Raw genomic sequence first — 26,297 nt, 5'->3', positions numbered from 1 at the left:
GAGGTATACTCCGTGGAAAAAAATAATAGTTTAAATGATAAGATAGTCTCCTTTGTCATGGATAAACTGGCAGGTCCCATGTCCAAAGTAGCAGATAATGTTATTTTGAATGCTGTTAGAGATGGTTTGGTCGGCGCAACCCCTGTTATAATTTTAGGAAGTATATTTTTACTATTAGCTGCATTAGGCCAACCTTGGATCGGTAAAGGTGAACCTTTAATACCATCAATGTCTCCTTATTCGGATAAATTTCTGGTTTTGTTTAATTTAACTATGAATATTTTATCGCTATATGTTTCTATAGGCATAGCTATGTCCTATGCAAAACATTATAAGCTTGACTTTTTAAGTGCTGCTTTATTAGGGGTAATGTCTTTTCTATTAATTACAACAAATATTGTAAAAGATGGTACAATATCAATAGGACCATTTAGTGCTGTTGGGCTTTTTGCAGCAATTGTAGTTTCTATATTTTCAGTTTGGGTTTACCGCATGTGTATAGAAAAGAATTTAATAATAAAAATGCCTCCAGGGGTTCCGCAAGGAGTAGGAAACGCTTTCTCTGCACTGATACCCTTCGTAATAGTTGCTGGAGTTACTTGGGGAATAAGGACAATAATCGGATTTGACCTGGTTGCATTTTTATCAACATTAATGAAGCCTATATTTTCAGCTGCTGATAGCATAGTAGCCTTTACTGCAAGAGTATTTATAGGAATGTTGTTATGGAGCACTGGCTTACATGGAGATAATATGCTTGCTCCAATAACTCAGCCTCTGCTAGCTGCTTGGGTAGCTGAAAATGCTAAAGCATTATCTAGTGGAGCCCCAGTTACTAATTTACCCCATATTTGGACTACCGCTCTAGAAAGGATGGTATTATGGACATCTTCGGCATGGGGCTTACTATTCTGGATGTATAAATCAAAACTTAAGCATATTAAAGCCTTGGCTGTGGCATGTACGCCAGCAGCTATCTTTACCATAATTGAACCATTGGTATTCGGTCTCCCGGTTGTAATGAATCCGTATTTTATCATTCCGTTTATCCTATCTGCAACTGTGGCAGCTTTCGTAACATACGGGGCAATCGCTTTACATTTAGCCTCAAGGGTATTTGTTGAACTTCCCTGGGCAACACCCCCACCAATCTACGCTTATCTTGGAACAGGCGGAGATTGGAGAGCTGTCTTGTTAGTTGTAATAAATTTCCTTATTGGTGTTGTAATTTATTATCCTTTCTTCAAAGCATTTGAAAAGAGCGAAATAGAAAAGGAACAAGAGTTTAACACAGAAAAGTAAAAAAAGAGCTTAATACTTTGTCAAAATAACCTTGATTGTCATAAGCTTGTTATACTAACTCAGTATAACAAGCTATTTTATTAAATGAGTTGTTCTATGTCTTAGGACTTAGATTTTTTGTTTTCTTATGCGAGTTCTCTTACAACTGAAATGAAACTATTGCTCTTCGCTTTTGATTCGTTTAACATGATAATAGATATACTCCCAGTATTTTTCTCTAATTATAACATTTGAGATATCTAAAAACTTACTGTAAAAGTCTACTAGAAGGTGAAACTTCAATGAAACGGGAAGAAATAATTTTTAATAAATTAAGGGAACTTTGTACAAAAAAATACAAACATGACAATTGGAATGGGTCAAAGAAGTTTGGTTTATCAGCCCAAGAACTATCAGAAATATTAGAAATGGATAGGGCAAATATTAGTAAAGACTTAAATAATTTAGTAAAAAAAGAGAAGGTCATAAAGTTCGTAGGGCGTCCCACTTTATTTTTCCCTGTAGATATGATTAAAAATATATACAAGCTTGAAGAGATTAATTCTTTTGAGATTAGTTCCATTGATGAAATTTTAAATCAAGATGAAGATAAATTATTCAATATAATAGGGTTACAAGGCAGCTTAAAATCTTGTTTTGAACAGTTAAATATGGCTATTTTATATCCGCCTTTTGGCTTGCATACACTTTTATATGGTAAAACTGGTGTAGGTAAAAGCATGCTTGCAGATTTAATGTACTCAATAGCTCAGAAAAAAGTGCCCGAAAAGTTTAAAACGTATGTAACTTTCAATTGTGCAGATTATGCTCAAAACCCGAATCTTTTAATGACTGAGTTATTTGGATGTATTAAAGGTGCATACACTGGAGCAGATGTGGCTAGAAAAGGAATAATAGAAAATGCAAATAATGGAATACTTTTTCTAGATGAAGTGCACAGGCTTCCTCCAGAAGGTCAGGAAATGCTTTTTTATGTAATGGATAAAGGTGTTTTTAGAAGAGTAGGAGAAACCAAGGAATTTACAAGAGTAAATGTTTTAATAATTTGTGCGACAACTGAAAAACCTGAAAGTGTTTTATTACCGGCATTTTACAGAAGAATACCAATGAAAATCTACGTGCCAGATTACTCAGAGAGACCAGTAGATGAAAGAAAACGATTAATTGAATTTTTCTTTAATAATGAGTGTAGGATACTTAATAAAGCTTTTAAAGTGGATAGTCGAATAATCGATTTATTATGCAACTATGATTGTAGGGGTAATGTGGGCCAGTTAAAAAACGACATAAAACTTATGTCAGCTAGAGCTTTTGCTCGGGCCTTAACAAATAACGACAATACAATAACTATATCTTACGAAGATGCGGCAGAAGTGATCGGTCATAATAATACAAATGTGAGAGATATACCAAAAAATTATGTAATATTTAATGGGAGAGGGTGTGTTTATCAAGATACAGGTAATGGAGATGATGACTTATATGAGAATTTGCTAAACAAATTAAATGAATTAAGCTTACAGAATTGTTCGAAAGAAGAGATCGAAAAATCGTTGATCAACGAGATAAATAAGTATTTTAAATTGAATCCCGAGGAGATAAATTTTAATTTTGATGCAATTAAAATGTTTGTAGAAGATGAAATTATTGAACAGTCGAAGATTGTTCTTGACTTAGCGAAAGAGAAATTGAATAAGAGCTATAATAATTCAAATATCTTGACTTTATCCCTGCATCTTAAAACAACTATCAATAGATTAAAAAGCGGACAACCAATAAAAAACAATAAGATAAATTATATAAGAAAAAACTATCCCAAAGAATTTATGATTGCTTTAGAGGCGGCAGAAAAAATTGAAAAGAATATGTCGGTGAGTATACCTTTAAGCGAAGTGGGTTTTTTAACATTATTTCTGGTTTCCTTAGATAATAAAAACAATCATAGCAGGGTAGGTATACTTGTAGCCTGCCATGGAGACAACATCGCAAGTTCGATGTTAAAATTGGCCAATAAACTACTTGGGAAGAATATTGGCCAAGCAATAGATATTCCTTTAGAAAAAAGCGTTGAAATTACCATAAGTGAAATTATTGAAACAGTGAAAAAAATCGATGAAGGAAAAGGTGTGCTTGTTTTAGTAGATATGGGATTAATTTCAAATGCCAAGGACATTATTAGGGATAAATCGGGGGTAAAAGTTGAAATAATTGAAAAGGTAAGCACTCCAATGCTTATACGTGCCATAGAAAAATCCTTAATTTTCGATGGTACAGTTGAAGAATTTAAAAAAGAAATTATATCAGATTATTATCAGGATGCCATTTGCTATGAAATTCAAAAAGATGACGTTAATGAGAAAAATTTAATCGTAATATACTGTATTACGGGCAAAGGAACAGCCATAAGACTAAAGGAGTTTATTTTAAAAAATATGAGGGAGAATTTATTAGATAAAGTTGAAATTATTATAGAAGATAAAGAGTTTATTCACCTTACTGAGGAAGAGGTAAAATTAAAATATGGAGAAAAAATACTTGCAATAGTAGGAACATTAAAAAATAATTTTCGAGATATACCTTATATTTCTGCAGAGGAGATATTTCTACAGGACGGCATAAGAAAATTGTCGTTGATAATAGAAAGTACTGAAGGATATAATCCATATAAGGAAGGCGAATTATCTCTTAGTAAAGTTTTAAAATTTGTTAATCCAAATTTATTAGTTAAAGAATTAAGAAAGATTTTGCTTGCTTTTGAAAATCACTTCAATAAAAAACTTGATCCTAAGATAGTAGCAATAATTATTTTGCACATAGGTTGCATGGTAGAAGATCTAATTTTAGGTAAAAAGCTAAAAACATTTGATAATTTCTCATATGTATACCAAAAATATGATTCTCAAGTCCAATATTTAAAAGACTTACTAAAACAAATAGAAAATATTTTCAACATATCAATTCCGGATAGTGAGATTGCAAGGATAATTGAAATCATTATGGAAAACTGAGTAACACACTAAGTTTTATTTAGCATAGTGTGTTACTTTTTTTGTTGGGCATTGTATTTGCTTGCTTATAGCAGGTAAAAAACAATTGGCATAATATTTGCTAAACAATAATTAGAGAAAAAAGCATGAGAGGAGGGTCCTATAGCGCCTCATATTGTGCTCTGGAAAATGCGAGACTAGATAACAATGAAACAATTATTTAAGGAGGATCCAAAATGGCTAAAGTTAAAAGGATAATCGATTGTACCAAAAGCGATTTTGAAAAAATGAATGCAGTAAATCTAAAGGAGTCAATTTTTGCTGCTGAGGGAAGAACGATACTCGCACAAAATTACGTTATGCGTCCAGGTCTTATAGATGATATAACTAATACAGAACTGGAAGCAGCATTTGGGGCGGATATGATTTTATTAAACGGATATAGTTTGGATGAAAAACAGGAAATGCCCGGATTGCTAGGTATGAGATTAGAGGATGTCAAAAAACTAGTAAATAGACCACTGGGAATCTATCTTGAATGTCCGGATATCAATTCAACTGTTTCAGGAGAAAGGCGTGAAATTACAAATGATAGAAAAGCTTCGCCCGAGAATATAGAAAAATGTATAAAAGAGGGAGCAGCTTTTATAATATTAGGCGGTAATCCGGGAACCGGAACAACCTTTGAAAGTATAATAGCAGCTACTAAATTAGCGAAAAGCATAGTAAAGGATAAGGCGCTTATATTTGCTGGAAAATGGGAAGATGGTACTGTTGAAAAAGTTTTAGGGGATCCTCTCGCCAAAAGGCCGGCAAAAGAAATAATTAAGGAGCTAATTGAGGCCGGTGCAGATGTTATCACCCTTCCGGCCCCAGGATCCCGCCATGGAATTTCAACAGACATGATAAGAGAATGTGTAGAATTCACTCATTCCTACAAACCGGGTACACTAGCGATGGTATTTCTTGATAGCTCAGTGGAAGGAGCAGATGAAGATACCATTAGACAAATAGCTTTAAAGATGAAAGAAACCGGAGCGGATATCCATGCTATCGGTGATGCAGGTTATCCAGGTGTAGCAGTACCTGAAAACCTTTATCAATTATCGGTGACAATAAGAGGGAGACGTTTTACCTGGAAAAGGATGGCTGGAAATAATAGATAGGAGTCACTTTTAAGAGGCAAAAATGGAATCAAAGTAAATGAAAATGTTGGAAAAATATTTGAGGTGACTTTATGTTAGTAGCTTTGGGTAGTGATCATGTAGGTTATGATTTAAAAATCCAGATTAAAAAATATCTAGAAGAAAAAGGAATAGAATGTAGAGATTTTGGTGCTTTTGGAACTGACAGAGTGGATTACCCAAAATACGCATTAAAAGTGGCTAAAGAAATTGTATCAGGAAGATGTGAAAAAGGGATATTGTTTTGCGGAACCGGTGTGGGCATGGCAATAGCAGCCAACAAAGTTAGAGGGATTCGGGCTGTTGTTTGCAGCGAGCCATATTCAGCGTTACTTTCAAGGGCACACAATGACACTAATATCCTTGCATTAGGTTCAAGAGTTGTAGGCGTAGAACTTGCCAAAATGATAGTTGATCAATGGGTGAATTGCTCCTTTGAAGGGGGGAGACATCAAAATAGAATTGATCAAATATCAAAGATTGAAAGAGGCGAACAAATTGATTAAAATTTGTCCCTCTCTCATGTGTGCTGATTTTTCAAAATTAAAAGATGAAATAACAGAACTTGAAAATGCTGGAGCAGATATGTTTCATCTTGATATAATGGATGGTAAATTTGTTCCCAATTTTGCACTTGGCCTTGAAGATGTAAAAGCTGTGAGCAAGTTAGCTTCAATTCCACTTGATGTCCATCTTATGGTAGAGGAACCTGAAAATTATATAGAGAAATTTTTAATTTACGGTTGTAAAATATTGTATGTACATTTAGAGGCCTGTAAACATATCAGCCGGACACTTTTAAAAATAAAGGAAAATAAAGTTGAGGTTGGACTGGCATTGAATCCTGGAACTTCTATCGCATTAATAGAAGAGGTACTAGAATATATTGACTGCATACTTGTTATGGCAGTAAATCCAGGTTTTGCAGGACAGAAGTTTATTGAATCTACAGTGAATAAAGTGGCTAGATTAAAAGAATTAATTGATAAAAAAAATTACAACATAAAAATAGCCGTAGATGGTAGTATTAATGAAAAAAATATAAATAAACTTTATAATGCCGGTGCAGAATATTTTATTGTTGGCACTGCAGGGTTATTTAATAATCGCAGTTATGCAGAAAACATTCATAAATTAAAAACTTCCATTTTTATGCCTGGAAGAAAAATTAAGACATAAAATTCAGTCTATTTATATTTAGACTATTAAGCGGTTCCAAAAGTTTTACAATATTTCATAACCATTATAGAGAAAATGATATCCTTTAAAAACTCAAGCGTAAGGAGCAGAAATCTGCTCCTTACGCTTACAAAATGCATTGCCTAAAACCGGTGTTTTGTTAATGGCGAAGACTTTAAAAAGTGGACGGGTAGAATATAATAGCTTTTTTTTGATGTCGAGATGCTCCATAAGCCACCTAAACCTGACACACCCATCCTTTCGGCCTATCGCCTGTATGCAACTTGCCCGCTTATTATAACATAAACAGGAGTTGATTTTACATCCAGGGGATGCCCATCCCACACGACAATATCTCCATCTTTGCCGGCTTCAAGGCTGCCCACCCGGTCGGCGACGCCGATTATCTCTGCCGCATTAATGGTGATGGCCGCCATGGCATCCTCTTCCTTCATACCCTCTCTTACCGCCAGAGCCGCGCATACGGGGAGATACTGGATGGGAATTACCGGGTGGTCCGTCATTATGGCCACCTTTACTCCTTTGTTTGCAAGTATCCCCGGTGTTTTAAAACTCAGGTCCTTAAGCTCCACTTTGGAGCGCGAAGTCATGGACGGCCCCACCACCGCCGGCACGCCCAGCTCGGCCAGCTCATCGGCCACCAGATGTCCTTCCGTGCAGTGCTCTATGACGATATCAACGTCAAACTCCCTGGCTATGCGGATTGCGGTCATGATATCGTCGGCCCTGTGGGCGTGGGCTCTCAGAGGAAATTTTCTGTCCAGGACATCGCAAATGATCTCCATTCTCAGATCCCTTTCTACAAACTTTTCCGGGTTTCGCTCTGCCTCTTCAAGTTTATTCTTATAATTTAAGGCCTTTACCAGAGTCTCCCGTAAAAGAGCTGCAGTGCCCATGCGGGTAGACGGCATTTTTTTCTGTTCACCGTAAACCCGCTTGGGGTTTTCCCCAAAGGCTACCTTAAGACCTGCCGGTTCTTTTACCACCATACGGTCTATAACTTTGCCCCAGGTCTTCACAACAATGGACTGACCCCCTATTACATTGGCACTGCCGGGCCCCGTAAACACACAGGTAATCCCCCCTCTTACCGCATCTTCAAAGGCCCTGTCGTAAGGGTTTACAGCGTCAAGGGCCCTCAGGTGAGGAGTAACAGGGTCGGTCCATTCGTTGCCGTCTTCGCCTATTTCCCCCACGGCCTCCTCAAAAATACCCACATGGCTGTGGGCGTCGATAAAACCGGGAAACACGTATTTGCCGGAGGCGTCGATTACCTCGGCATCCCGGGGGATCTTGAGCCCTTTCCCCACTTGTTTTATTTTGCCGTTTTCTACGAGAACGACGCCGTTATCCACAACGTCGCCGGCCATCGTAAAAATCTTTCCGCCTGTTATTGCAAGCATCCGACTTCCTCCCCGTTAAGGCATTCAATTTTAATTTTTTGCCGCTTCATTAAAGCATTTAAACAACCTGAACTGCAGGGGGTCACGCTCCCACATTTCCTCCGGGTGCCACTGAACTCCAAGGCAAAAAATGCCTCTGCCCTCTGCCTCAATGGCCTCTATCACGCCGTCGGAAGCCCTCGCGGTGATTTTGAAGCCCGGTGCCAGGACCTTTATCGACTGATGATGGAAGCTGTTCACCCTTATGCAGCTTTGCCCCGTTATTTTATACAGCAGTGATTCTCTGTCAATAATTTCAACCCGATGGGTGGCATACCATTCAGGAGCATCCTGCTGATGCTTTACGGGGCTTTTGATTTCCGCCGTGATGTCCTGAATTATGCTGCCTCCCATGGCGATGTTTATAAGCTGTATTCCACGGCAGATGCCGAGCACCGGCTTGCCTCTTTTTATCATTTCCCTGGCCAAAAATATTTCCGTCCTGTCTCTCTGGGGGCATACCTTCCCCAGATGGGGATGGGGCTCTTCCCCAAAATATGAAGGGTCCACATCGGGCCCGCCCGAAAATAATATCCCATCAAGCCGTGCGGCCAGAGCCCGCAGGGTATTTTCATCTTCCAGCGGCGGTATAGCCACCGGAATTCCACCGGCCTGCTCTACGGCTCTAAAGTACCCCTTACCCAAAGAAGCCTTTTTCTTATAAAAATCGTAAGAGGCGGTTATTCCTATTAAAGGCGGCAACGGTTTCACCTCTTTTTACTTACGGCAGAAATTTTACGGCTATTTTTATTAATTTCGGGTCAAACTGACCACCCGCATTTTTTATCAAAACTTCCTTGGCTTCAGCGGAATTTCTGGTCTTCTGGTACGGTCTTATAGATGTCATGGCGTCATAAGCATCTGCTATCGCCATTATCCGGGCGCCCAGGGGGATGCTTTCGCCCGATAATCCCTCGGGATAGCCCGTACCGTCATACCGTTCGTGATGCATGCCGGCTATCACTGCAAGGTCCGCCAGCGCTCTTACCATACTGATTATCTCCATAGAGTACACCGGATGTTTTTTCATCAGCTTGAATTCATCTATAGTAAGCGGCCCCGGTTTATCTAATATTGCCCTTGGAATCGCCACTTTTCCGGCATCATGAAGGTAAGCTGCAAACTCCAGCCGCTTTATCTCCTCTTCGGCCAACCCCAGTGCTTTAGCCAGAATGCCGGAATAACGGGCAACCCGCTCGGAATGGCCGGCGGTATAGCTGTGCTTTGCGTCAATCACTCTGGCGAATACCCTTATAACCCCCTGGGTTTCGCTTTCGCAGGATGTCAAATCCATAAGCGGCAGGTTTTTCAAGGTGTTTAATACCATCTCGGAGACCTTTTTTTCATCCATTATTTCATTAAACAAATCACCCTCCTCTAATGTGGACGCCATCAGTTCGTACATCAAACCCGAAAACTCCGATTCACGGCGCGCCGAAAGCAGGGTTTTCATGCCGTTCAAATCCAGGGGAGGCCTAACTCTGGCGAGCACATCAAAGGTATCGCAAATTCTCAGTATCTGGCCGCCAAGATTAATATCGTTGCCGGAAAGGCCCCTGGGATACCCCTTTCCATCCCACTGCTCATGATGGTCCATTATCATACCGGCGGCTATGGCAAGCGGCTTGATTTCCTTCACTATTTCCGCGCTCTTTACCGGATGGTTCAGAAGGATGGGATTTTTGAAATGATCTTTTAAATTCGTGTAGTGAACAACGTGATCCGGCAGTGAAATGGCGCCTATGTCGTGAAGCAGTCCTGCATAGAAGATCTGCGTTCTGTATTCCGGGAGGATTTTCTGAGCCAGCCTTTCGGACAATACGGCAACCCGCCATGCGTGATATATCTTCCTGTTCTCATCCAGGTCCATCATCAGCGATAGAGCCCCAATGAGTTCTGAAAAAAATTGCGTCTTAATTTCCATTTCTATCCCCCAATAATTTCCCGTTTTTATACTTCTGTTCTATATATTTCTAAATTATTTTTTATAATCCTTCTTTTTAACGGTAAAAACAAAAATATTTGTAAGAAGCAGTCATCCCCTCATAAAAAACCTGTTATGCAAATTTTTTCAAAAGCTCGTATCATTGATACTCATAAATAAATCTACCAGAACAGGATCAAACATAATGCCCGAATTTCTTTTTATTTCTCTTAAAGCCCCCGTATAATCGGCATTATTTTCATACGACATGCCTCGAATAAGTTCATCATACGAATCGACTATTGAAATAATACGCGCTAAAAGCGGGATCTCCTCCCCTTTCAAACCTTTCGGGTAACCTCCGCCGTCCCATCTCTCATGGTGATGCAATATTGCTTCCGCTATGCCTGCAAGTTCAGGAAAAGATATGGCTATCCTGTAACCGGCGTCAACATGTTTTTGCATTAAAATGCTTTCATCCGATGCCGGCTGGCCGCCCTTTCTAAACAAATCTTCCGGAACCGCCACTTTTCCTATGTCATGAAATTCCGCCAATAGCCCTGCATAATTCAATTTTTCTTCCGAAAGCCCCAGCTTTTCCGCCATCTTTAACGCCAAGTTTTTTATTCTGGCGATATGTTCTTCCGTCTCATCCGTATTTTCCAATAAAGTTTTCTTTAAGGCCAGCAGCAGTCTCTTCCTCACTTCACTGCCTTCCATCGATTTTTGCCTGTACATTGCATTTTCCGCCTTACTCAACACTTTATTGATATCCTCACCCGGATTTTCCTTCGCCGCACATCCGAGAGCTATACTGAGCGGTATTCGATATTCATCCTCTCTGCAAAAATCCTCTATTCTCATGCAGATCTGCTCGGCCGTCTTTTTATCCGTTTTGGGCAGCAGTATGGCAAATTCATCTCCACCCCAGCGGGCGATGATATCTTCCTTCCTGCAGGCTCTTCTCAAAATATCCGCTATTTTCTTTAGCAACTCATCACCTTCAAAATGGCCAAACGTATCATTTACAAGCTTTAAACCGTTTAAATCGCCAATTATTACACTTAAAGGGAGCTGCCTTTCAACATCCAACCGCCTTAGTTCTTCCTCAAAATAATGCCGGTTATAAAGGCCTGTTACATTATCGTGAAAAGTTAAATACCTTATTTTTTCCTCGTTGCCCTTTCTTTCGGTAATATCCTGCACGATCACAATATACCCATATATTTCTGAATTTAATTTTAACGGCGTTATTGAGCACTCGATATGCATCCTCCCGGATTTTTTCGTATTATAAAGTTTCATCGATTTTATAATGTCAAAATCAAATTCCGTCTCATACCTGACCGCCTCGCCGTCCAGCAGCTTCGCCTTTTGATCCTCAGGAAGGTTTGGGTCCTCAAAAAGTCTAAAACCTTTTAATTCGTCGGGATTTACGATACCGAATATATCCAGGCAAACCCGATTGACCTCCAACAGTCTTCCGTTTTTATCGTAAATCTCTATCCCTAGCGGCGACTGCAAAAATATATTTTTAAACTTTTCTTCACTCTCCTGGAGTGCGACTCTCTGCCGTCTAAGTTCAGTAATATCGAAAGCTGAGCAAACGAGAAATTTAAAATTTCCCATTTCATCCAAAACGGGTGTCCTGCTAACTGAAAGAAGACGGCTGTTCCCCAGTGCATCATTCAGCCATATTTCACTTAAAAAAAATTTTTTTGACTGGATGACTTTTTTGTTCTCATTTATGAACATCTCGGCCTGCTTCGGTTCCGGCCATATCTCGCGCAGGTCTTTTCCGGATATACGGTCTTTGTCAACTCCGACGAAAAGGGAATGCATCTGGTTTGCTATGACATAAGTTCTTTCATCTTTTAAACACCACACCTGCACAGGAACACTGTCCAACAAAACCTGATATTCCGATATCCTTCTTTTTTCCCCTTCGAACTGTTTTTGCTCCATATATTTAACCCTCAACAATTCTTCTATCCTTTTTGAAAAAATCGAATACAGTTTACTGTCGCGCAATGAAATTTTATGGGCATTTTCAAAATACATAAATCCCAATCTTCCGCCGTCAAGGTAATATACAAAAGAATTTTCAGGTTTAATCATAAGCATTTCTTCAAGATTTTGTTTGTTTTTAAACCCAAAATAATGCTCTTTTTTCTCCCCATTCTCGCACAGGAGTACGACAGCCAGCCGGCGCGTGCCGAAAAGCCTGGTAGATTTTTCTGTTATCTCCTCCATAAATTCATCAAAACCTTGAGGATAACTTAAAGAAGCAATTTCATAAAAAATAAAAAGGTCATAAATACTGAAAGCCGTATTGTTCATCGCTTCACCACCCTGCCGCAACTACCATGGTCTTATTATGAAATAAAGGCACCGAAGAATAAGCGCCTATCTCGCCAAAAGTAAGCATTCCTAGTACGGGAGTGTCTCCGCCCACAATGCTCATTACAGTTTTCAGTTCTTTTTCAAAATCTTTTTTCATTAAAAGATAACGCGACACACAATCGAATAAAAATATGGCCCTGGGTTTCGGCTGACTCAAAATTACACGTTTTGCCACTTCCTCGGCGGTATTTATAAAGCTTTCAAGATTTCCTTTCATTAAAGAAATTGCGCTATTTTGGGGTATTTCAGAAACAAGTCTTATACTTCCATCTTCATTAACGCCGATGGGGTCCCTTATGAGAAAATTCGTCCCGGCACACGGCATGCCAAAAGGATATTTCATGCCGAAAAAGGCAAATTCGTTTTTGTCTTTTAAGGCAAGATTTTTTGAATATACATCGAAGGCAGGGAAGCCATCAATTTCATAAACAATCTTACCTGATGATCTGGTCACAATCATCGGCTCGCCCCACGGCATCCACCCGTGACCTATGCCGACCGTAAATTTAATCCCTCGCAACAGGGCAACAGCAATACTCCCGACCTCGACCCCCCTCTCTGTAAATTGATGGGCACCGGAAAAACTCAAACTGTCGCCCGTCCCGCCGCCGATATATGTAAAATCCAGACCCAGAATATTGTATATCCTGCGAAGAATCAAGGGCATATTGTCGCACGAGCAGTCAGTAAAAATAAATAATGTACCCGAATCAACGGTGAAATCCCTTAATTTTTTCTCCATCAAACTGCATTCAGGCAATGATTTTATTTCTTCAGGGCTAATAACCAGAGTTTGGGCTTCAATCCCGCTTTTTTCAATAGCACAAATACCTACTCCTTTTTCAAAAACGCCCTGAGCGGTTATCACCCCGGCGGTGCTGCCTCCTATCAATTTCGACTTCCCGATGACTTCTTTCACACTTTTATAAACGGTTTCCTGATCATAATTTGCGGTACAGAATAAAAATGTTATGGCCGGTTCTCCGGTTAAGTCCAGCGCCTGCCTGACCGCAAGTTTTCCAGCCAAAATTGGATCGTCTTTACAGCTAAAGCCTACCCCAACCTTCATTAAAATTTGGCCCCCTTATTTTATTGGCTTTAATCACTATTATATCTTTGAATCATACTTAATCAAGGGCTGTTTAAAGCAGGCGCATCGACAGGCAAAACGGCAAAAAAAAACCGCTTTGCAAAGCGGTCAGATCACCATATGAGATACGCTAACGCCCTCTATGGCCTTCAATTCTCTCGAAAATTCCTCCGTCTCCTTTGAGGAAGTTTTCATGTAAAGTGTAATGATTCCTTCCTGCTTTTCCGAATCCGGCAGGCCCATCCTGCACATAATCTTATCCCCATATTTTGTAAGCACTTCCTGGACTTTGGGGGCTATGTCTTTTCTGTGGTCCAGGCGCAGACCCATGATGGTAAGGCGTTCCATCACTTCACCTCCCGACTTTAAAATTCACTCAGGCCGAGGCTGATCTTCAGGGCCTCATCGACTTTCGCCATCATGTCCTGGTCCAGAAAAGTGATTTTCTCTTTAAGCCGTCTTTTATCTATCGTTCTCAATTGTTCCAACAATATGACGGAATCTTTTTCAAGCCCGTAATCTTCGCGCTTTATTTCCACATGCGTAGGCAACTTGGCTTTATCTATCTGGGAGGTTATGGCGGCAATAATAACAGTGGGGCTGTACTTGTTCCCCACGTCATTTTGAACCACTAAAACCGGCCTGATGCCGCCCTGCTCGGAACCCACCACCGGGTTTAAGTCTGCATAAAAAATATCTCCACGCCTGACCAGCACCTTATTCACACTCCGAAAGCTTATTCACACTCCGAAAGTCTGGTTTCATATACGACAAAATCTTTATAATCCTCACACAATCCCATTTCGGCAAACTTCACGTTTATCTCGGCCATCTGCATGTAACCGTTCTTAAGCTGTTCCCTCATCTTTATCTTTTCCCTTTCTTTAATATATAATCTCATGGCATCCCTGATAAATTCGCTGCGGTTCCTGTTTTCCAGGGCTACTATGCCGTCAACTTCTTCCAGCAGGTTGTTGGGCAGGCTGACGATGATCCTCTTTAACTCGGCCACACCGGCACCCCCTAACGTATTCGGAAAACGCACACGTATATACTTTATTATATATAAGTCACTATAATTATGTCAATCAAACAAGAAAATTATACCTTTCATACCAGAAGGTTTTTCACCTTTAAAATTTTGCCGTGTTTAAAGTATACCCTGGGAACCCGCCGCGCCACGGCGCAAACCACTTCATAGCTTATGGTCCCGATAATTTTGGCTATTTCATCGGCGGAAATTGTCTCTTCGCCCATGCTCCCAAAGAGCACCACATCTTCCCCGGGCTCCACTCCGCCTTTGATGTCGGTCACATCCACCATGCACTGGTCCATGCACACCCTTCCAACAACCGGCGCCCTCTGGCCTTTAATCAGCACGTGCGCCCTGTTTGAAAGAAGCCTTGAGTAGCCGTCGGCGTATCCCACCGGCAGAGTGGCGATAAGGCTTTCCCTCCGGGTGACAAAAGTACCACCGTAGCTTATCGCTCTGCCCCTGCCCAATTTTTTGACATGAGATATCCTGGTTTTCAAACTCATGACCGGTTTCAGCCGGATTCTGCTTTTGTCCACCTCGTCAGAAGGATATAGACCGTAGAGGATAATGCCGGGACGAACCATGTCCAGATGGGTGCCGGGCAGTTCCATGACGGCCGCGCTGTTGGCGGTATGTTTTACAGGGATATGGAAGCCGTCCTTTTCGAGGGCATCGACCACCGCCATAAACTTTTCAAACTGCTCGTGCGTGAAAGTCTTGTCTTTTTCGTCGGCTTTGGCGAAGTGGGTGAATATGCCTTCAACTTCCAAACCTTCCAGAGCAAAAAGTTTCTTTATCTCGCAAAGTGCGGAAGGTTCCGCCTGGAAACCGATACGGCTCATGCCCGTATCCAGCTTTACGTGGATTTTTGCTTTTTTCCCCTGCTTTTTCGCCTCAAGAGAAAGGAGCTGCGCCGATTTCAGGTTATAAACGGTCTGAATAATGTCCTGTTCTACTATTCTATCAAATTGCTCTTCCGGTGTAAAACCCAAAATCAGGATGGGAGCTTTTATACCTTGCTCGCGAAGCTGAAGAGCTTCATCCAGTATGGCGACGGCAAGGTAAGAAGCCCCGCAGGCGAGGGCCGTTCGGGCCACTTCCAGGGCGCCGTGACCGTAGCCGTCTGCTTTCACCACAGCGCAAATCCGGGCGGTGGGTGCGGTAGCTCTGCGTATTTCTTTTAAATTGTGTTCAAGGTTGTCAAGACTGATTTCGGCTCTGGTGGGCCGGAGATGCCGCAGGTCCATGATATTCCTCCTTCAGGCAAATTGTAATCGGCAATTTAAGTTGCCATTTGTATTTCTTTAAAGGCTACAGGCAAAAAGTCTATTATATCGCCGGCGATCACCGCCGTTTCACCTTTCACCCTGGCGGCAAGGTCCCCTGCCCGGCCATGGATATAGGCGCCCGCCACGGCGGCCTCATAAGGTTCCATTCTCCGGGCAAGGAAAGCGGCAATAATCCCCGTCAATACGTCGCCGCTGCCTCCGGTGGCCATACCGGGATTGCCGGAGGTGTTTATCCACAGCCGGCCGCCGGGAGCAGCAATCAGCGTGCGGGCCCCTTTTAAAAGCACCGTACATTTAAATTGTTCCGCCGCATTTTTTGCCGTCTTCACCCTGTTCTCCTGAATGAGCTCTGCCGTCGTTGAAAGGAGTCGCGCCATTTCCCCGGGATGAGGAGTTATGACCACCGGTACCGGGGCTTTCGCGATAATTTCCGGCTCCCCGGCCAGGGCGTTTAATCCGTCTGCATCCACCACCACCGGCACGGGGCAGGCCATTAAAAACCTTTTGACAAATTCCTTTGTCTCCTCCACAGTGGAAATCCCGGGGCCCAGCGCCACGGCGTCACATTTCCCGGCAAAGTCCAGGGCTTCCGTTAAAGCTTGCATTGAAAAGCTCTTCTCCGGCGTCTCAGGCAGGGGTTTTGTAATGACCTCGGTCACTTTGACTTCAAGGATGTCGTTCAGGCCCTCCGGTACGCCCAGTGTGACAAGACCGGCGCCGCTCCTGGATGCCGCCAGCGCCGAGAGGGCGGCGGCACCGGTCATGCCCCGGGAGCCGGCCAAAATAAATACTTTGCCCAAGGTCCCTTTATGCGCATCGGGAGGTACAGGCTTAAAAAAACCCGCAATCGTTTCTCTATCGACAAGCTCCCCTTCGTTTTTAACGCTCTCGATAACCTTTAACGGCATGCCGATATCGGCTATCGTTAGCTTTCCAACGTATGCGGCGCCGGGATAGAGGACAAGGCCCATTTTGGGCAGCGCCATGGTGACGGTTTCTTCGGCTTTGACGGCAGCTCCCAGCACCTTTCCGGTTTCCCCGCATATCCCCGAGGGAATATCCACCGCTATGACGTGAGAATTTACGTTGTTTATAAGCTCGATTGCCCTCCGGGCAAGGCCCCTTACCTCTCCTTTTAACCCCGTTCCAAAAAGGGCGTCCACCACCGCAAAGGCCCCGTCGCAAAAACTCGCCGCTCCGGCCAGGTCATCCTCGCATTTAACTGTTATTGTTTTAAGACCCATTTTAAATAGGATTTTAAGATTCACGGCGGCATCGCCCTTTATTTCTCCGGGGTCGGCCAGAAGAATTACTCCTGTGTCAAAGCCCATGTTGGCCAGGTGCCTCGCCGCTACAAACCCATCACCCCCGTTATTCCCCTTGCCGCAAAAAATCACAACTTTATTTGACGACCTCTTTTTATCCAGGTTCCATATCCTTTTTACGGCCAAAGCCACTTCCCGGCCGGCGTTTTCCATAAGGACGACACCGGGCACTTTGAACTCTTCAATGGCTTTCCTGTCCGCTTCCCTCATGGCGTAAGGGCTTATCACTTTCAACCTCAGCACCTCCCAAAGCTACGGCAAAGGCCACGGCGTAATCCCTGCCGTGGGAAATGCTCACCAGGACTTTCTCCAAACCTTTTGATTTTAAAAATTCTTCTGCCTTGCCGGAAAGTACAACCCGTGGCCTGCCGTCCGGATCATTTAAAATCTCAATGTCCCGCCACCGGAAATACCTAAAGCCGGTGCCCAGGGCTTTTGCCACCGCCTCCTTTGCGGCAAACCTGCCGGCAATACGGGGATAAAAAGAGGCGCTATAGCCTATAATCCCCAGTTCCCTCTCGGAAAAAAATCGATTCAAAAATCTGTTCCTCCGACACGCCTTCTCTATTCTACGAATTTCAACTATGTCTACACCTATTTCCATACTTCACCCCGGAACGTATTGATCTGAATTTTTTATCGCAAAAATGATAAAAATAATAAAGGATTGAAGGGTAGAAGTGAAATTCCTCACCACACTCATTTATATAGTTTATTTCTATACAGGCAACTTAAAACCTTCCGACCCAAAAAAATTTTTATTTAAATTCTTGACCTTCTCTGACCTTTGTATTATAATAATAGTTACAAATAGTAATTTATGTTAAAGGAGGAATTTTTATGCGTGGTAGAGGTCTGGTTCCTTGGAGGCGAAAAGGGTTACTGCCCGGGTTTTTCGACTTTGGCTTTGACTTTGACGACCTGTTTGATTTCTTCAATTTCCAGCCGGTAAAGGTTGATATGAAAGAAACCGAAAATGAGTACATCGTCGAAGCCGATCTGCCCGGATATGATAAAAGCGGCATTGAAATCCGGTACGAAGATAATCTGCTGACCATATCCGCCGAGCAGAACGAAATCACCGAGGAAAAGGGAGACAACTACATCCACCGTGAGAGACGCCGCGGCAGCTTTTCGCGCTCCATTCCGGTGCCCGAAAATGTTAACGGCGACGCCATAAAGGCCAGCTTCAACAACGGAGTATTAAGGGTGACATTACCCAAAGTTACTCCTTCCAAGCCCAAAGGTCGAAAAATCGACATTGAATAGTTTCATGGAAAAGGGCTATACGTCAATGCGTATAGCCCCTTTGTTTTTCAAAACTAAAAAACTAAGTTTTTTTGATGATTATCAAAAAGGACCACCAGCCCCATCAAAACGGGGGTTATAAAAAAACGAAAAAGGCTCTTTACACAAAAAAAATTCTCATGTATAATACATATTACGTAATATCTCTGACAAATAAAAAGCGGCCCGGTAGTTCAGTTGGTTTAGAACGCCAGCCTGTCACGTTGGAGGTCGAGGGTTCGAATCCCTTCCGGGTCGCCAGTTCAAAGGTGCGGAAGTGGCTCAGTGGTAGAGCATCGCCTTGCCAAGGCGAGGGTCGCGGGTTCAAATCCCGTCTTCCGCTCCATTTTTTTATATAAAAAAATTAAAGCTGCAAAAGTAAACAGCTTTATCAAGAAACTATCAATTTGTCCCTGCCCAGTATATGTTTGTCGATCCAGTTAACAATAAATTCCAGCAGATCAAGTATGTACTTGTCCTGATTGCTGTCGATTTTGCTGAAGTCTACGCTGTTTATTTTTTCTATAAAGTCGTCATGCTCGACTTTGTGAGATAAAAACCTTCTATATCCTATGCTTTTCATATACTCCTCTTCGGAGTTGAAGTGATAAACGGTATAATCCTTTAACTCGTTCAGTATTTCCACTATCCTGTCGTACTTGTCAATATAAAACTCGTTTTTCAAAAGATCGTACGCCCTGCCGGCTATCTCGAACAGTTTCTTATGCTGCTCGTCAATTTTTTCAACGCCAATCCTGTATTCGTCCTTCCATCTTATCATAACATCAGCGCCCCTTATTTATTAATTTTTTTATAAATTTTTTTATTCAGTAGCAAAATTTTTCTTTGCTGCCGTACTCTTAAGCAAGGCCGCCAGGCTTTGAACCCTTGCACTTCAGAAAACAAAAGAGAACATAAAGGGTGGAAAAATCCACCCTATGACTTTAATATCATCCCTACAATAGCAACGATGATGCCTACTATTCCCACCACTGTTCCGATAAACCAGGTTTTGATACTATTAAATTCACTTCTCAATTCTTTTATATCATTTTTAATTTCTTCTCTTAATTCTTTTATCTCGTTTTTAATTTCTTCTCTTAAAGCGCTCATATTATTCTTCGTTTCTTCTTTAAGACTGATTATGCTGTTCTTCGTTTCCTCTCTTAATCCATCTATTTCCTCTCTCAGGCTTTTTATTTCGCCTTTGAATTCCTGCCTTTGATTATCGAAACGTATGTCTATATTATTTCTGGTTTCATTTAACATTTGCATGAGAGTATTTACCTGCTGTGCCAGATAAAAATAACCGATCTCGGGAATCTTTGGTTCATCGCTGCTTGCAACTTCTTTTTTAGCTTTTTCCATATCTTCCAGGGGCATGCTCAACACCTTCCCTCCCTGTCTCAATTATATAAAATTTCCAATACATCTTCAATAAGCAAAGTGATTTTATGAATTCTTCCGGACACTGAATTATCCCAATCCTTCTGCATTTTTTAATGTGTATTAAAACTATTTCCAATAAAGACTTTTTTGAATCCTGCATACCCAGAATAAGATTAAATATATCTTTATTCCCATCGTCATCCAGTCTTTTCCATTCGTTAAAAATTTCAACCAACAACTATCGGATCAGGCAGGACTTCATAGAGAATAATGAATAAAATAAAAATCTATCCTGACAGGATAGATGCGTCTTTGAAGGTTGTATGAAATTTAAACGAAAAGGGGTAAGGTTGGTGGAGGCGAACCATATACATTTGAAGCCACAACTTCAAAAAAAGACCTGTTTAGAATTGTGATTTGATAGCATTAAGAAAAAGAGAAGTCCGTCAACAGGGCTTCTCTTTAATTTTCATATATGCTTTCCTTTTCCACGAAGATAATTCACTGCAATTACGTTAAGTTATTTAAGGTTATTTTAGATTAATTCAAAAAGCTTTTCCTTCACTACATCAATAATATGCTTCTTCACGACACCAAACTTGCTTATTACAAAACTTTAGATAAGGTATAAATTTTATCCACCCTTATGCAGGAATCCACCTTTAAGGTTCCTTCATCAAGGTCGCTACTGGTCAGCATAACAACATAATCTTTTGCTGCCAGATTTGAAGTAACAGCCGCGACCACTATATCTTCTGTTCTGCTGTTATAATCATCATTAGATAAAACAATTATTCACCAAAGTTTACAACTGAACTTTCGTGAAAAGCTTTTGCCAATTTCAGCATATCATTTGTTATCTCAAGCGCAATTTTGAGTGTAAAACCTCAATTTAACTATACCTCACCTGTAAGTATTTCATAGGGCCCTTTCTCTATAAGGCCGTAGTTTAAAAGAATCTGTGCTACTTCCCGACCGAACTGTGCCAAATCCTGCCCGCCAAGCCTTGCGGCAAAGATGATCTCCTGAGCAGCATTGATAAGTTTTTCTTCCTGCCCTGTCATGCAATACATCCCCCTTTCTTGGCTGATGATGGAATTATAGCATCAAAAAAAGGAACTGAAAATATCAGTCCCGCGCTTTCAGCATACCGTTTACAAGAAGAATCAGTTTATTAGCATAAATCCCATCAACAATCTCCAAACCTGTCATTTTCTTATTATCAAACAGTCTAAACTCCTTTGTCGCCAAAGCATCTACATACCTGCGGGCTTCCTCAAGAGGCATGCCGTTTTTCATCAAGATATAGAACGCCCCTATTACACTAATCGCCTTGATTTCATGGTATTTTTCGGAATATCTGGATACAATGAAATTTCTCGCCCTGCGATCATCAGACATGAAAATGGTTACCCGTTCGATATTGGAAAGGCTGAAAATAGCTGCCAACAGGGCTGTCTTGATTTCCCCAAGGTTGGTTGAACGGCCTCCACCCTTGCAGTTTTGCTTTAGCTTTTCCTCCACAGCGGCAAGCTTTGCACAAAATTGTTCAATATTGCCACCATCAAAAAGCAATGCTTCCAATTGTTTATAATAATGCTCGTAATAGTCCGTGCCAAACATCTCGCAACACTCTTTAAGATTGCCTAAAAAAGTCCTTGCAGGCATAGGATAATGCTTGTCCAATAGTTCAAGCAAATCCCTGTCGTCCACCATTTTTATTTGATGCTCTTTAATAAGCTTGTCCAGCAAATCTGCTGCCTCTTGTGGCCACTCCACTTCTTCATGTACTTGATGGTGTATGTAAAACTTTTCACCCAGGGTTAAAATCCTTTCAAATAAGGTGGATTGCTGAGGAGAAGGGGAGACAGCTGACTTAATTATAAAATCCGTATCAAGTACGGAAATACCTAATTTACTCAACTTTCTCACCCAACCCCTTAAAGATCTCTTCCATACTTTTCTGGATATAAGCCAGATCTTTTGCAGCTTTTGCTTCTGGAACAAGTTCCTGGGCATCATTGTCCATAATCAATGCTTTTAAGTTCCCGTATTTTACTGTCCTGGTACGTTCCTGCCACCGCAATCCGATTTCGTGTTTCTTTATTTCAAACAATACGCCTTCCCTTTCGTCTCGGTCTGGAACCTGCAGCCATTTATCCGCCTCTTTTTCTTTCAAAATCCCCGTTTCGTACAGCCGTAATATCATTGTTTTATAAGGAACGGCAAATACATCCATCAAACGAATAATATCTAGCAAATTTAAATTAGCAGGATCTATCTGTAAAATCTCAATCTGTTCCTTCAACAAAGTCCTGGGGACAAGCAATAGGGCGGCGAAAAGATTAGCTACCCGTTCCTCCTGTCTACCGTTTAGATCGTCCTGTTTGACCAAGTGGCTATAACCGCTTTCCAACTGGTCGCGGTTGAACAAGAGGTGATAAAGCTCATGGGCAGCAGTAAAAATTTGCTTTTCCAGCGGAAGGTTGGTATTTACATAAATAAACATTTTCCCTTTGTAATTGCAAATAAAGCCACAGATTTCATCGTCAGGAATGGGGAAAAGAAGTAAAGTCACTTGCCGATCGTAGTTTTCAATAATATTAAAAATATCGTCCTGGATAATGACCCCACTGCCGACATACCTATTGACAAAGCCAATTACCTTATCTTCGATATTATTAAATTGCTCCTTATCGTTTCTAAAAACACATTCTTTTATAAGCTCATGCATATTACGCATCCCATTCCTTCATCAGTTTGCTTTTGTTTTCCTGAACCTGGCTGTGGAATAAAACCATGTCCATGATTTTCTGGGCATGCAGCAGTCCCAATCGCGCCTCTTTTGTACTAACCTGGCCCATAAAAAGTTTTATCGGTTCAATGTTTTCATTGACTGCACCCTCTTTCACCAATTCCTCCATAGATACATTTAAGGCATCGGAAATCTTTTTTAATTCCTGCGCGGTTACATTCTTTCTTCCATGAACTATTTTATTAACCTCCTGTCTTGTCCAGCCAAGTTTTTCCGCCAAAGCTGCCTGCGTCAAAGATTTTTTGTTAAGTATGGTAAGGATGTTTTGTCCGATGATTTCGTTGGTTGTAAGCATTTCAAACACCTCCTCCTGCTAATATTATATGCTTTTTCTTACACTTTAGTCAACGTATTGGCAACTATTATTTTGTTTATATTATATTATGTATCTTATTTGGCTACAATATTTCAATGGGTAAGAAAAATTTGAGTCAACAGCGTTTTCAAAATCGTGTTTTGAAAACATTTCCCGCCTCTAAAAACGAAAAACAGCTGCTTAAAATGTGTACCCGTTATTAGACATAACCAAAAGTTTAAACATATTCGTTTTTAAAAACGTCCTTGAAAATAAAAAAAGAAATGCTGTTGCAATTAGGCATTTCAAATCGTTTTTAAAAACCATATGTACGCCGCTACATCAACCGTAGCGGCTACAAATCACACCTGCATCATCAAAGAAGGAGAGGGAAAAGAAAGGGGAAGTAATTTATATCAAACGGCATGTTGAAATGCCGTATAGGTTTCTCTGCTATGTACCACAGGAGCTTAAAACTCCCCTGTTGGTGAAGAAGGAGGTAATCAAATACCAAGAAAGTCTGTAAATTGCTCCACCCCTAACCCGAATCCATCATATACACAACATATAAACCAAAGTCAAGATATATCAGTTAAATTTTCTTATGACGAAACAAGCAGGTACTATTTATCTTTAGCTGTTTTAAAATATCCTTGCCTTAAATATAATCGCAAATTATCGACGGGGGGAAGGTTAACAAAGCAAAATAAATTTCCCCTCTAAAAATATGCTTTTTTAATGAAATATGCTTTTTTAATGTCCATCTGTCGACGGGGATAAATCATTAATACTTAATTGCACTCTATCGACTACGAGAGGAAGAGGAAACTTCACAAAAGGAAATAAACCAGCACAGAGTTTTGGGGCATTGCCCCCTTAGCAACAGTTATGGTTTGTAATTCCTCTCTTCTCCTCATTTTGAATTGAAATCGCCCTTCCCTCATTTGAAAGTTTGAAAAAGCCCCCCTCCTCCCCTCTCTCCCGTTTTTATATATAGTGTCGGAAAATAACATTTAATAAATGCTAACCCTTAATTTTTAAGCATCTTCACATTTTATACGTAGTCGAAAGGAGGGAATAATAAAACGCTCGAACATTATGAAAGATAAAATAGATGTCAATACTTCAGCGAATAATAGCAATGAACTGCTGGCCCTATTTTTTCTGCCGATTTTGTTATAAGATTTTTAGCATGCAAAGAGGTAGTCATTTCCGAAATAGAATTCCGTCTCTTATTAATCCGTTCCCCCAAATGGCTCTGGCTCAACCAGCATTCTCCATTTACAGATTGACTAATGCTGTAGCAAAGATAGCAATACAGTTTGAGTTCTCCATCAGTTAAATATCCCTGCTTTAAGAGATGCGTTAAAGTGCCCACTTCCCAAACAGTGAACCCTTTTGTACGGTCGTAAAATTTATTTGTACAATATCTGTTAGGTTCTCCTTTTCGCCTGCAGCCCCTCTTCTTATCGTTAAAACCATGAATAACAAGTTGCCTTAAATGTTTGTCAATTGTTCTAATACTCATTCCAGACAGCTTAATTAATTGATCCTTGGTCCATGTTTTTTCATTGTTCAGTTTTTCATATAATTTTGCACAAAGGTACAACCTTATAACCCCATCTGTCAGTTTATTAAACATTTCAAAAAATTCGTTCTTAACCAATATTTTATTGTCGCGTTTGTAACGGCTAAACTCTATATAGCCAAATTCTTTTGCCATTTCAGAATCATACTTGCCATCGCCTTTGTATCTGCCTCTATATATCCTTTCTACATTCGATAAAACATAATCTACATCAAGAGATGGCGAACATCGTGTTGCCCAAATTTTCATAATGGCAAGTACTTTGTCCAGGGGCATTCCTTCTTTGTTTGACAAAAAAGTAACCAGGAAATAAAGCACTCTCCCCCGAAACCCTTTTCTTGTACAATATAACATTTTTTGAACCGCACTCGGCAGTTTTTTAATATTTATCATTTTGTAAATATCCTGCATTTCTTCAATTTGATTATTATCCAATTCATATTTATATTTTTCTTCTTTGTCTTTGCTATATTGTTCGGAATTATCATTTGTTTTGGGAGTATTGTATTCACCAGAAGTATATCTGCGGCCCATTTCCAATAACTTTTCTTTTATTGCTTCAATATCCCTGGTTGTATTTTTGGTTGTATTTTGGGGAAAATTTCTTCTTGTTTGCCTAACTGTGGATTTTCTATTTGCATGTTAAAGCTTGCTGGAGAATCAGGGAGCATTTCGAGCTTTTCAAATATCTCCTTTACTGAATATCTCTTGTCTGTTTCTCTAACTAACCGTGTTGGTATAGCTTTTGGGCTATCAGAATGATATTTATTGGTTGGGTCAAATTCCTTACAGTTAAAGGAAAAGGGCATTCGCATTACACGGGCTGGATCAACAATATTTTCGTCTACTGGAAAACCTTTTCGTTTTAAGATGCAACAAAACTTTTTTAATATATTCAAATCATAAACTTTCTCGCTTAAGAGAATGATATCCTGATAGCCATGTCCGCTGAATACGGACAAGACTTCAATGTCACAGCTATTAAACATGTCAATAATAGCATTATGTTCGCTTTCAGTTATCTTATCAAAATCCGCCACCAATATCTGGCAATGTACAGCATTCTGGTTGTTGATATAGCCTTTTATATAGGGCTTACCATCCTTTTTAAAGGTTTCCTTATTATAATCTAGGGCAAAAACCGAATAATATAAGCAAACAGGAATTCCATTAATTTTCTGAAGGAATTTTATGTGTCTTTCTGTGGCTTTGTCATACAATCTCCAGAGATTTAAGGATTTCATAAAATAAACATCCTTTTGTCTGGGGATAGGACGTAATTCTATACATTCCTGGTGGTACCTATCATTTTCATTTAAAAAGGGATGGATTAAACGTAAAAAATTTTGCTGTTTTTCAGCTTGCTTTTTAATTTGTGCTATGTACTGGCCCCCTATTACTTGGACTTAAACGACCAACACGCCACGATTCACATTATTTCTTAAAAATGCTTCATAAAATGCTGAAGGTGTCATAAATTTGCGGATTCGTGGGGCCTTTCACAAAGATAAAATTTTATATAATCATCCAGGCCTTTAAAGAATGAATTATAACTTTCAAAATCATTTAAATTAACATATTCTTCTTTCAAGGTTCTATGAAATCTTTCAATATTTGGGTTTCTTTCAGGCGACCTTACTGGTATTCGCTCATGAAATATACCCTGCATAGCCTGTAACCCTTTTTCTTGTTGATAATAATTCCAAACTTTGACCTTAAGAGAAATGTAAGTTTTTTATAC

Annotated in this window: 26 protein-coding genes, 2 tRNA genes and 1 pseudogene; 8 read left to right on the top strand and 21 right to left on the bottom strand. The window is 40.4% G+C overall.

From position 1 onward, the window contains the following. Positions 1 to 12 precede the first annotated feature (12 nt). The 5 genes from ACKX14_RS08900 to rpe all read left to right on the top strand — a co-directional run bounded on the left by ACKX14_RS08900 (position 13) and on the right by rpe (position 6,652). Positions 13 to 1,302 carry a PTS sugar transporter subunit IIC gene (locus tag ACKX14_RS08900; protein ID WP_422446770.1) on the top strand — a complete coding sequence of 430 codons (1,290 nt, stop codon included), beginning with the start codon at positions 13 to 15 and terminating at the stop codon, positions 1,300 to 1,302. 281 nt (positions 1,303 to 1,583) lie between these two features. Then, positions 1,584 to 4,310, top strand: coding sequence for a sigma-54-dependent transcriptional regulator (locus ACKX14_RS08895; RefSeq protein ID WP_422446768.1), 2,727 nt, complete (start codon positions 1,584 to 1,586; stop codon positions 4,308 to 4,310). Positions 4,311 to 4,525: 215 nt separating this feature from the next. Next, entirely contained in the window at positions 4,526 to 5,455 is a 930-nt protein-coding gene (locus ACKX14_RS08890) for a DUF7916 family protein (protein ID WP_422446766.1), read from the top strand. Between the two features lie 71 nt (positions 5,456 to 5,526). Next, complete coding sequence (gene rpiB, locus ACKX14_RS08885; RefSeq protein ID WP_422446764.1) at positions 5,527 to 5,979, top strand: ribose 5-phosphate isomerase B; 453 nt, start codon at positions 5,527 to 5,529, stop codon at positions 5,977 to 5,979. Next, the gene (gene rpe, locus ACKX14_RS08880; protein WP_422446762.1) at positions 5,972 to 6,652 is read left to right on the top strand and encodes a ribulose-phosphate 3-epimerase; all 681 of its coding nucleotides are present in this window, start codon (positions 5,972 to 5,974) and stop codon (positions 6,650 to 6,652) included. Before rpiB ends, rpe begins: the two co-directional genes overlap by 8 nt. 266 nt (positions 6,653 to 6,918) lie before the next feature. On the opposite strand, the gene ACKX14_RS08875 is transcribed toward rpe, so the two are convergent. The 11 genes from ACKX14_RS08875 to acpS all read right to left on the bottom strand — a co-directional run bounded on the left by ACKX14_RS08875 (position 6,919) and on the right by acpS (position 17,786). Continuing rightward, positions 6,919 to 8,076 carry an amidohydrolase gene (locus ACKX14_RS08875; RefSeq protein ID WP_422446760.1) on the bottom strand — a complete coding sequence of 386 codons (1,158 nt, stop codon included), beginning with the start codon at positions 8,074 to 8,076 and terminating at the stop codon, positions 6,919 to 6,921. A 30-nt stretch (positions 8,077 to 8,106) separates the two neighbouring features. Continuing rightward, the gene (locus ACKX14_RS08870; RefSeq protein WP_422446758.1) at positions 8,107 to 8,817 is read right to left on the bottom strand and encodes a gamma-glutamyl-gamma-aminobutyrate hydrolase family protein; all 711 of its coding nucleotides are present in this window, start codon (positions 8,815 to 8,817) and stop codon (positions 8,107 to 8,109) included. A 19-nt stretch (positions 8,818 to 8,836) separates the two neighbouring features. Further along, the gene (locus ACKX14_RS08865) at positions 8,837 to 10,039 is read right to left on the bottom strand and encodes an HD-GYP domain-containing protein (RefSeq protein WP_422446756.1); all 1,203 of its coding nucleotides are present in this window, start codon (positions 10,037 to 10,039) and stop codon (positions 8,837 to 8,839) included. A 147-nt stretch (positions 10,040 to 10,186) separates the two neighbouring features. Next, a complete protein-coding gene (locus ACKX14_RS08860; RefSeq protein ID WP_422446754.1) occupies positions 10,187 to 12,379 on the bottom strand; it encodes a sensor domain-containing diguanylate cyclase/phosphohydrolase in 2,193 nt (730 codons plus the stop codon). Between the two features lie 4 nt (positions 12,380 to 12,383). Further along, positions 12,384 to 13,511, bottom strand: coding sequence for an FIST signal transduction protein (locus tag ACKX14_RS08855; RefSeq protein WP_422446752.1), 1,128 nt, complete (start codon positions 13,509 to 13,511; stop codon positions 12,384 to 12,386). A gap of 129 nt (positions 13,512 to 13,640) precedes the next feature. Further along, on the bottom strand, positions 13,641 to 13,880 hold the full coding sequence (locus ACKX14_RS08850; RefSeq protein WP_422446750.1) for a hypothetical protein: 240 nt from the start codon (positions 13,878 to 13,880) through the stop codon (positions 13,641 to 13,643). A 17-nt stretch (positions 13,881 to 13,897) separates the two neighbouring features. Beyond that, complete coding sequence (locus tag ACKX14_RS08845; protein WP_422446844.1) at positions 13,898 to 14,248, bottom strand: type II toxin-antitoxin system PemK/MazF family toxin; 351 nt, start codon at positions 14,246 to 14,248, stop codon at positions 13,898 to 13,900. A 20-nt stretch (positions 14,249 to 14,268) separates the two neighbouring features. Beyond that, a complete protein-coding gene (locus tag ACKX14_RS08840; RefSeq protein WP_422446748.1) occupies positions 14,269 to 14,544 on the bottom strand; it encodes a CopG family ribbon-helix-helix protein in 276 nt (91 codons plus the stop codon). 98 nt (positions 14,545 to 14,642) lie between these two features. Beyond that, complete coding sequence (gene alr, locus ACKX14_RS08835) at positions 14,643 to 15,815, bottom strand: alanine racemase (protein WP_422446746.1); 1,173 nt, start codon at positions 15,813 to 15,815, stop codon at positions 14,643 to 14,645. Between the two features lie 35 nt (positions 15,816 to 15,850). Beyond that, positions 15,851 to 17,410 carry an NAD(P)H-hydrate dehydratase gene (locus ACKX14_RS08830; protein WP_422446842.1) on the bottom strand — a complete coding sequence of 520 codons (1,560 nt, stop codon included), beginning with the start codon at positions 17,408 to 17,410 and terminating at the stop codon, positions 15,851 to 15,853. Beyond that, positions 17,364 to 17,786, bottom strand: a complete 423-nt coding sequence (gene acpS / locus ACKX14_RS08825; RefSeq protein WP_422446744.1) for a holo-ACP synthase — start codon at positions 17,784 to 17,786, stop codon at positions 17,364 to 17,366. The genes ACKX14_RS08830 and acpS overlap by 47 nt, the downstream gene beginning before the upstream one ends. Before the next feature lie 236 nt (positions 17,787 to 18,022). Between acpS and ACKX14_RS08820 the strand changes: the two genes are divergently transcribed. The 3 genes from ACKX14_RS08820 (at position 18,023) to ACKX14_RS08810 (ending at position 18,815) form a co-directional block, all read left to right on the top strand. Beyond that, positions 18,023 to 18,451 (top strand): Hsp20/alpha crystallin family protein, encoded by a 429-nt coding sequence (locus ACKX14_RS08820; protein ID WP_422446742.1) that lies wholly within the window; start codon positions 18,023 to 18,025, stop codon positions 18,449 to 18,451. A 201-nt stretch (positions 18,452 to 18,652) separates the two neighbouring features. Beyond that, positions 18,653 to 18,730: transfer RNA gene (locus ACKX14_RS08815), tRNA-Asp, on the top strand. A gap of 10 nt (positions 18,731 to 18,740) precedes the next feature. Continuing rightward, positions 18,741 to 18,815: transfer RNA gene (locus tag ACKX14_RS08810), tRNA-Gly, on the top strand. 45 nt (positions 18,816 to 18,860) lie between these two features. On the opposite strand, the gene ACKX14_RS08805 is transcribed toward ACKX14_RS08810, so the two are convergent. The 10 genes and pseudogenes from ACKX14_RS08805 to ACKX14_RS08760 form a co-directional block, all read right to left on the bottom strand. Then, positions 18,861 to 19,250 carry a bacteriohemerythrin gene (locus ACKX14_RS08805; protein ID WP_422446740.1) on the bottom strand — a complete coding sequence of 130 codons (390 nt, stop codon included), beginning with the start codon at positions 19,248 to 19,250 and terminating at the stop codon, positions 18,861 to 18,863. A 155-nt stretch (positions 19,251 to 19,405) separates the two neighbouring features. Further along, a complete protein-coding gene (locus ACKX14_RS08800) occupies positions 19,406 to 19,858 on the bottom strand; it encodes a hypothetical protein (protein WP_422446738.1) in 453 nt (150 codons plus the stop codon). A gap of 535 nt (positions 19,859 to 20,393) precedes the next feature. Beyond that, positions 20,394 to 20,653: pseudogene (locus ACKX14_RS08795) on the bottom strand (type II toxin-antitoxin system PemK/MazF family toxin); the annotation flags it as partial. A gap of 101 nt (positions 20,654 to 20,754) precedes the next feature. Then, entirely contained in the window at positions 20,755 to 20,922 is a 168-nt protein-coding gene (locus ACKX14_RS08790) for a hypothetical protein (RefSeq protein ID WP_422446736.1), read from the bottom strand. A gap of 64 nt (positions 20,923 to 20,986) precedes the next feature. Next, positions 20,987 to 21,781, bottom strand: a complete 795-nt coding sequence (locus ACKX14_RS08785) for a hypothetical protein (RefSeq protein WP_422446734.1) — start codon at positions 21,779 to 21,781, stop codon at positions 20,987 to 20,989. Continuing rightward, on the bottom strand, positions 21,774 to 22,592 hold the full coding sequence (locus ACKX14_RS08780) for an ImmA/IrrE family metallo-endopeptidase (protein WP_422446732.1): 819 nt from the start codon (positions 22,590 to 22,592) through the stop codon (positions 21,774 to 21,776). Before ACKX14_RS08780 ends, ACKX14_RS08785 begins: the two co-directional genes overlap by 8 nt. 1 nt (position 22,593) lies before the next feature. After that, positions 22,594 to 22,968: a helix-turn-helix domain-containing protein gene (locus ACKX14_RS08775; RefSeq protein ID WP_422446730.1), complete on the bottom strand. Its 375-nt coding sequence runs from the start codon at positions 22,966 to 22,968 to the stop codon at positions 22,594 to 22,596. A gap of 1,117 nt (positions 22,969 to 24,085) precedes the next feature. Further along, complete coding sequence (locus tag ACKX14_RS08770) at positions 24,086 to 25,096, bottom strand: hypothetical protein (protein ID WP_422446729.1); 1,011 nt, start codon at positions 25,094 to 25,096, stop codon at positions 24,086 to 24,088. Between the two features lie 11 nt (positions 25,097 to 25,107). Continuing rightward, positions 25,108 to 25,800 carry a hypothetical protein gene (locus ACKX14_RS08765; RefSeq protein WP_422446727.1) on the bottom strand — a complete coding sequence of 231 codons (693 nt, stop codon included), beginning with the start codon at positions 25,798 to 25,800 and terminating at the stop codon, positions 25,108 to 25,110. Between the two features lie 227 nt (positions 25,801 to 26,027). After that, entirely contained in the window at positions 26,028 to 26,225 is a 198-nt protein-coding gene (locus tag ACKX14_RS08760) for an integrase core domain-containing protein (RefSeq protein WP_422446725.1), read from the bottom strand. Positions 26,226 to 26,297 lie beyond the last annotated feature (72 nt).

It is taken from the genome of Thermorhabdus hydrogeniformans, from assembly GCF_049310025.1.
In the GTDB taxonomy this organism is placed as follows: domain Bacteria; phylum Bacillota; class Thermosediminibacteria; order Thermosediminibacterales; family Tepidanaerobacteraceae; genus JBJYKD01.
The sequence above is the reverse complement of the archived record's forward strand: the minus strand, read 5'-3'. Positions and strand labels throughout refer to the sequence as shown.

Coding starts and splice junctions, on each gene's coding strand:
- ACKX14_RS08895 (WP_422446768.1), top strand. CDS start 1,584: ATGAAACGGGAAGAAATAATTTTTAATAAATTAAGGGAACTTTGTACA.
- ACKX14_RS08890 (WP_422446766.1), top strand. CDS start 4,526: ATGGCTAAAGTTAAAAGGATAATCGATTGTACCAAAAGCGATTTTGAA.
- rpiB (WP_422446764.1), top strand. CDS start 5,527: ATGTTAGTAGCTTTGGGTAGTGATCATGTAGGTTATGATTTAAAAATC.
- ACKX14_RS08875 (WP_422446760.1), bottom strand. CDS start 8,076: ATGCTTGCAATAACAGGCGGAAAGATTTTTACGATGGCCGGCGACGTT.
- ACKX14_RS08865 (WP_422446756.1), bottom strand. CDS start 10,039: ATGGAAATTAAGACGCAATTTTTTTCAGAACTCATTGGGGCTCTATCG.
- ACKX14_RS08860 (WP_422446754.1), bottom strand. CDS start 12,379: ATGAACAATACGGCTTTCAGTATTTATGACCTTTTTATTTTTTATGAA.
- ACKX14_RS08855 (WP_422446752.1), bottom strand. CDS start 13,511: ATGAAGGTTGGGGTAGGCTTTAGCTGTAAAGACGATCCAATTTTGGCT.
- ACKX14_RS08850 (WP_422446750.1), bottom strand. CDS start 13,880: ATGGAACGCCTTACCATCATGGGTCTGCGCCTGGACCACAGAAAAGAC.
- alr (WP_422446746.1), bottom strand. CDS start 15,815: ATGGACCTGCGGCATCTCCGGCCCACCAGAGCCGAAATCAGTCTTGAC.
- acpS (WP_422446744.1), bottom strand. CDS start 17,786: ATGGAAATAGGTGTAGACATAGTTGAAATTCGTAGAATAGAGAAGGCG.
- ACKX14_RS08820 (WP_422446742.1), top strand. CDS start 18,023: ATGCGTGGTAGAGGTCTGGTTCCTTGGAGGCGAAAAGGGTTACTGCCC.
- ACKX14_RS08805 (WP_422446740.1), bottom strand. CDS start 19,250: ATGATAAGATGGAAGGACGAATACAGGATTGGCGTTGAAAAAATTGAC.
- ACKX14_RS08790 (WP_422446736.1), bottom strand. CDS start 20,922: ATGACAGGGCAGGAAGAAAAACTTATCAATGCTGCTCAGGAGATCATC.
- ACKX14_RS08780 (WP_422446732.1), bottom strand. CDS start 22,592: ATGCATGAGCTTATAAAAGAATGTGTTTTTAGAAACGATAAGGAGCAA.
- ACKX14_RS08775 (WP_422446730.1), bottom strand. CDS start 22,968: ATGCTTACAACCAACGAAATCATCGGACAAAACATCCTTACCATACTT.
- ACKX14_RS08765 (WP_422446727.1), bottom strand. CDS start 25,800: ATGAAATCCTTAAATCTCTGGAGATTGTATGACAAAGCCACAGAAAGA.
- ACKX14_RS08760 (WP_422446725.1), bottom strand. CDS start 26,225: ATGCAGGGTATATTTCATGAGCGAATACCAGTAAGGTCGCCTGAAAGA.